Origin of the sequence: Kosakonia sp. WA-90, from assembly GCF_039871955.1 — a bacterium.
In the GTDB taxonomy this organism is placed as follows: Bacteria; Pseudomonadota; Gammaproteobacteria; order Enterobacterales; family Enterobacteriaceae; genus Kosakonia; species Kosakonia oryzendophytica.
On the sequence record NZ_JBDPLJ010000006.1, the window covers coordinates 260,010 to 266,069 of the forward strand.

General features: G+C 49.6%; 5 protein-coding genes. 4 read left to right on the forward strand and 1 reads right to left on the reverse strand.

Annotated elements, in window-relative coordinates; genetic code table 11:
- Position 1 precedes the first annotated feature (1 nt).
- The 3 genes from ABGA49_RS13070 (at position 2) to ABGA49_RS13080 (ending at position 1,690) form a co-directional block, all read left to right on the forward strand.
- Entirely contained in the window at positions 2–778 is a 777-nt protein-coding gene (locus tag ABGA49_RS13070) for a (S)-acetoin forming diacetyl reductase (RefSeq protein ID WP_347665637.1), read from the forward strand.
- Between the two features lie 178 nt (positions 779–956).
- Complete coding sequence (locus ABGA49_RS13075; RefSeq protein ID WP_347665638.1) at positions 957–1,124, forward strand: hypothetical protein; 168 nt, start codon at positions 957–959, stop codon at positions 1,122–1,124.
- Positions 1,125–1,282: 158 nt separating this feature from the next.
- Positions 1,283–1,690 carry a putative T6SS immunity periplasmic lipoprotein gene (locus tag ABGA49_RS13080; RefSeq protein WP_347665639.1) on the forward strand — a complete coding sequence of 136 codons (408 nt, stop codon included), beginning with the start codon at positions 1,283–1,285 and terminating at the stop codon, positions 1,688–1,690.
- A 165-nt stretch (positions 1,691–1,855) separates the two neighbouring features.
- Here the strand turns inward: ABGA49_RS13080 and ABGA49_RS13085 are convergent, their stop codons facing one another.
- Positions 1,856–2,569, reverse strand: a complete 714-nt coding sequence (locus ABGA49_RS13085) for a 4'-phosphopantetheinyl transferase superfamily protein (protein ID WP_088238394.1) — start codon at positions 2,567–2,569, stop codon at positions 1,856–1,858.
- A gap of 623 nt (positions 2,570–3,192) precedes the next feature.
- Here ABGA49_RS13085 and ABGA49_RS13090 point away from each other — a divergent pair.
- Positions 3,193–6,060 (forward strand): amino acid adenylation domain-containing protein (locus ABGA49_RS13090; RefSeq protein ID WP_347665640.1); only part of this gene is annotated, 2,868 nt, incomplete at its 3' end.

Sequence of the window (6,060 nt, forward strand, 5' to 3'; positions counted from 1 at the left end):
TATGAAAAAAGTCGCATTTGTAACCGGCGCAGGCCAGGGGATTGGTAAAGCCATTGCCCTGCGTCTGGCCAATGACGGGTTTGCTGTTGCCGTGGCAGATTACAACGCGGAAACCGCCCATGCGGTAGCCGACGAGATCAATCACGCACATGGTAAGGGCAGCGCCATTGCGGTAACGGTGGATGTTGCCGATCGTGAGCGGGTTTTTGCCGCCGTAGAAGAGGCCAGGACAAAACTGCAAGGTTTTGATGTGATCGTCAATAACGCGGGCGTCGCGCCTTCTACTCCGATTGAGTCGATTACTGAAGCGGTGGTGGATAAGGTTTATAACATCAACGTGAAAGGCGTGATTTGGGGGATCCAGGCGGCTGTCAACGCGTTTAAAGCGGAAAAACACGGCGGCAAGATCATCAATGCCTGTTCGCAGGCCGGGCATGTGGGTAACCCGGAACTGGCGGTTTACAGCTCCAGTAAGTTTGCTGTGCGTGGTCTGACGCAAACCGCGGCGCGGGATCTGGCCCCGTTGGGGATTACCGTTAACGGCTATTGCCCGGGAATTGTTAAAACGCCGATGTGGGCGGAAATCGATCGTCAGGTATCAGAAGCAGCAGGCAAACAACCGGGCTACGGTACGGAACAATTTGCCAAACGCATTACGCTGGGTCGCTTGTCGGAACCGGAAGATGTGGCGGCTTGTGTCTCATACCTTGCCGGGCCGGACTCGGATTATATGACAGGCCAGTCGCTGCTGATTGATGGGGGTATAGTGTTTAACTAACGGTTTTTGGCTCGGACACAGCCTTGCCTCCTGCGTTCGCGCCGGGGGCTTTTTTATTCCACTGTGTTGAAGGAAATCCATATGCGTTTTTCGGAAAACCAGCGCAAAAATTCTCGTTTTGGTTATGGAACGGTTTGCGCTTAACTGACAGGGTCAACGTTAACCGGAGAACGCGCTGATGAAGACAATGCTGCAACAATGGTTTAATCGCCTCACGCCTGCGCTGCCTGTGCGGGTGGAAGACGGGGAGTATGATTCAGGTCGCCATGTGGCGTTGCTGATCCCGTTCGGCCTGCTCTATGGCCTTGATTACCATCCGTCGGTATGGATTTACGATGAAAAATGAGCGCTTACATCTGGTCATGCGCTACAGCTACTGGAATGAACTGTGCGCGCTAATATAGAACCCGTCTGAAAACAGGCGGGTTTTTTTATGGACGCTGTCAGCACAGACGGTTCAGGCTTATACTGACCCGGTTTTTATCCCGACAGGAGTGGCAGCGTGTGAAACGGATTTTTCCCGTCATTTTTTTCCCCCTTTTTTTAACCGGTTGCCCGATGGGCGATCGCGTGCCCATGGTCTATTCCGCAAAACTGCTCATGGTGGCGAATTCGCTATGCATACAGGTTCAACCCGAGGGCCGCGAGCGGATGAGCAGTCTCTGGATTGAGGAAATTGGCAATCCGGAGCATCAATTGCAGAAATACAATATTGTGGATGTTCCTGTTTCTGTGCAGAAATGCCTTCCGACTTATGGTTATACCTTCCAGCCGGGGCGCGCCTACCATGTCTCCTTTATGCTGGAATCTCTCGACAAAAATAACGGCGGCCTTACGCCTGCCTCACGCTCCTTCTCCAATGGTTTCACAATCTGGACCAATGCTGGCGTATGGCAAGTGGCTGAATTATAAAAAGTAAAAAGAAGAACGGATGAAATAGCCAGGCAAGGTCATCTTGCTGTTCGTTATCCGTGCTCGACAATTATCGCTACGCCACATACAGCGTTGGTGAGGCCACTGCAGACGCAGGGGATAGAGGCAAACCGTGGCGCGGTGGGGGCGGAGGATCATCCGTGCTTATGCAACGAGTGTGATTACGCGGTCAGCCTGGAGGAGGTAATAACCTCTGATCCGATGTCCGCTCTTTCTCATCGGTGTCAACGATTGCGTCAGTTCGAGGGTGATGCACTGTGTTGCGGGTTCGATGGCGCAAACCCGTGCGGCGTCAAAGCCGAAAAAGCAGCCTACTTCCGGATACAGCGCTTTAAACACGCTCTCTTTGACGGAGAAGGTGATGAGCAACGCGGTTTCGTATGGAATACCGCAGCTGGCAAGCAGACTTTGCTCTTCGGCGTCAGTAAAGATATCTGCGGTTTCCCGCATGGTTTCCGGGGCAAGCATTTCAATATCAATGCCAGGCGTAAGGCCTGTGTTGTCGGGCGTGATGATGGCGATTGCATGACTCGCGGTATGGGAAAGACTGCCGCGCCAACCTGTGGGCCAGACAGGAGCCCGACTGGCGGCAATACCAACATAACCAGCGCAGCCGGCATCTTGCAGCAATTGTCTTGCGGCATAGCGAACGGCAAGGTATTCCGCACGGCGTTTTAGCGCTGTTTTTTCCAGTTCTGCAGGAAAAGGGATTGCGTTTTCGCCAAATAACGCATCCTGATAAAGAGGCTCGTCGAACACCACATGGCAGTAAGCTATGGCAGGAAAGTGCGACACGACTCCCGCGTTGATTTGGCGAAAGAAAGACGGCTGTGAATGGGTAGCTAATAAAGTCAGCATATATATGGCGACCAATAAAAGTTATTTACCGAGTTTCTCATTTATCTCTGCAAAGAGTAATAGCATTAAATTGACTTGTTGTTATTCATATAATTAATGTCTCTTTAAATATTATAGTTCGTATCTTTGTGAAAAGGGTAAATGCCATTAACAAGTAATGGTTGACGCAAAAGCGTAAAGAGAGGGGGTACAATCTTCTTGCCAAATTTTCCATTTGCCCTGTAAACTTGCCAGACATTGTTAATTTAATTGGTTGCTGTTGATTTTTTATGGTGAGGTTTGTTTTTGAATTTGTTTTTATAAGTTTCAATAAGTGTTGTTTGATATATTTTACATGCTGTGAATGCTAAGGTGATGAGATGTTATTTAACTGCTCGTTTTAAACGCGTCTATATCAGTGTATGAGAATTTTCTTCATTCTCTTTTGCACATTTCTTGTTCAGCTAAGAACGCTTTCTGTAAGCTGTGTTAAAACATGTTTATCGAAAGGCTGTGGGTAATGATTAAACATCAGGAATAAAACATGTATTGATGAAGGATATCATTGGAACGATATCCGTCTGATTAAAAATGAAATTCATTTAACACAATGATGTGGTTTTTATAAATTAGGGAAGAAAATCATGTGTATATCTCCTACTGATATTGCATCTGCACGTCATCTTTCACCGTTGAACAACAGCCCACTATCGCCAGGAGAGTGCTTCCCCCTCAGTTCTGCACAGCAGGCTATCTGGCTTGATCAATCGCTCAATCCTGAGCTCACAAATTACAATATCGGCTGTGTCGTCGCGATAGAAGGGCATATCATTCCTGAGATCATGTCTCAGGCTTTTGAAGCCATCATTAAGCGTCATGATGCATTCCAAATACATTTGGTTAACAGTGACACTCCAGCCCAATGTTTTGATAGTGCTACGCCTGCATTGTTGAAATATTATGACTTCTCAACGGCGGGTAACATATCCCAAAAAATTGCGCAATGTATAAGTGAAAATTTTCACAACCCCTTTGATTTAGATAAAGCCTTGTGGCGTTCGGCATTAATACGCAGCGGTGAAAATAGTTGGTATTGGCAATTCTGTTGCCATCATATTATTGCCGATGGGATGAGTTTGAGTCTGATTAATGCTGAGTTGGCTTATAATTATAGTCAACTGATACGGAAAGCAATGCCCTTAGATGATGAGGCACCTTCCTATGCTGATTTTATTACGGATGATGCGGCTTATCTTAATTCTAAACAATGTGTAAAAGATCTTGAATTCTGGCTTGAACGCTATGCGGCACATCCCCCTTCGCTATTCCAGCCGCTAATTTCTGCAAAAAAAATGGCGCCTTTGCAATCTGAGCCGGTTAATTGGGTATTGGATGGCGAACTTTTTCAGCGTATTGAGCAGGCTGCTGAGTCTCAAGGGTTATCGGTATTGCATTTTATGTATGCCGTTTTTGCCTGTTATTTCAAGCGAACTCAGGATATTGAAGATATCGTTCTCGGTATCCCATTGCATAACCGCAGAAATGCGCGTCAAAAATTAGCCGTCGGTATGTATGCTTCTGTTATTCCCGTGCGCATAAAGTTAACGGCAGAAGATACTTTTGCCGAAATTATGCACAAAGCAGCGACCGAATTGCGTTATTGCTACAAGCATCAGCGCTTACCCATAGCGGAAATTCAGCGCAAAACAAAAATACACCAGAATACAGGCAGGGCGCATTTATTTGATATGACGTTATCGTATGAGCCTTACGTGGTAGATGTGCATATGGAGGGGGCGGTTGTGACATCCATTAAACCGCACCACAGAGCGCAATATCCTCTGGCGGTCACCATTAACCGATATGCATTCACCAGCAATGATAAGCAGAATCAGTCAGTTATTGTTGAGTTTAATTACTCTGACGCTTATTTCACGACTGAGGATATTGTTGCGATTCAATCTCGCCTCGCCGTATTGCTGGAAGGGGCTTTGCAAGACCTCAACACGCCGGTTTCGTGCTTGCCTGTTTTACCCGACCATGAACGCCAGCAAGTGTTACAGGCTCCCCATCCACTCGCAGGCAGCAGGGTGAATCATCTATTAATCCACGAAATGTTTGAGGCGCAGGTCCGGCAAAAACCATACGCTGTTGCTGCTGTTTTTGACGAAAAATTAATGACCTATGATGAGCTTAATCGCCGGGCGAACAGATTGGCTCATCATTTAATCGCCCTGGGGGTACGCCCGAATGATCGGGTGGCTATCCACCTTGAGCGTGGTCTTGAAATGGTGGTGGGGATCCTTGGTATTCTCAAAGCCGGCGGGGCTTATGTTCCCCTGGATCCGGTTTACCCTGGTGAACGTCTGATGTATATGCTTGAAGACGCCGCACCTGTCGCCTTAGTCACGCAATATTCTTTGGCGAATACGTTGGGCAAACAAATACCAACCGTGATGGTGGATGCTCCCCATTCCTCATCTGAAAATATTGAGGATGAGAACAACCCGGATCCTGCGTTACTCGGCCTCGCTACTCACCATCTGGCGTACGTGATTTATACCTCGGGTTCAACGGGGCGGCCTAAAGGCGTGATGGTTGAACATAGGAATGTTTCGCGTCTTTTAACGACAACACAGGCCCATTTTCATTTCACCCACAATGACAGATGGACGCTGTGCCACTCCTTCTCATTTGATTTTTCGGTATGGGAATTGTTTGGCGCGTTATGTTCCGGCGGTCGGTTAATTGTTGTACCCACCGCATGCGCCAGATCGCCGCACACACTCTACGCGCTGTTATGCCGCGAGCAGGTCACCATCCTCAACCAAACTCCCAGTGCGTTTCGCCAATTGATTGCTGCGCAAGATACGACGCCACATACGCTGCGCTGTATCATTTTCGGCGGTGAAGCGCTTGAAATGCACTCCCTTCTCCCCTGGGTGGCCAGGGAATCCAATCGCAATACGCGTCTTATTAACATGTATGGCATAACCGAAATTACCGTACATGCCACCTATTATGCCATTCCTCTCTCAGACATTACCCCCCAGGGTGCGAGTCTGATTGGCACCCCTCTTGCCGATCTGCGCATCTATATTCTGGACGAACGGGGCCAGCCGGTGCCGGTCGGCGTGACGGGCGAGCTGTATATCGGCGGCGACGGGGTGGCGCGCGGCTACCTGAACCGTCCGGAACTGACGGCGGAGCGTTTCCTGGCAGACCCGTTTGCGGGCGGGGAGGGGCAGCGGATGTACCGGACCGGAGACCTGGGCCGCTGGCGGGCGGACGGCAACATAGAGTATCTGGGGCGCAATGACTTTCAGGTCAAGCTGCGCGGGTTCCGCATTGAGCCGGGGGAGACGGAGGCGGCCCTGGTGGCGTGCGACGGGGTGCGCGATGCGGTGGTGACGGTGCGGGAGGACACGCCGGGTGAGAAGCGGCTGGTTGCCTACCTGGTGGCGGAGCCGGGGCACACGCTGTCGCCGGGAGTGCTGCGGCGGCAGCTGTCA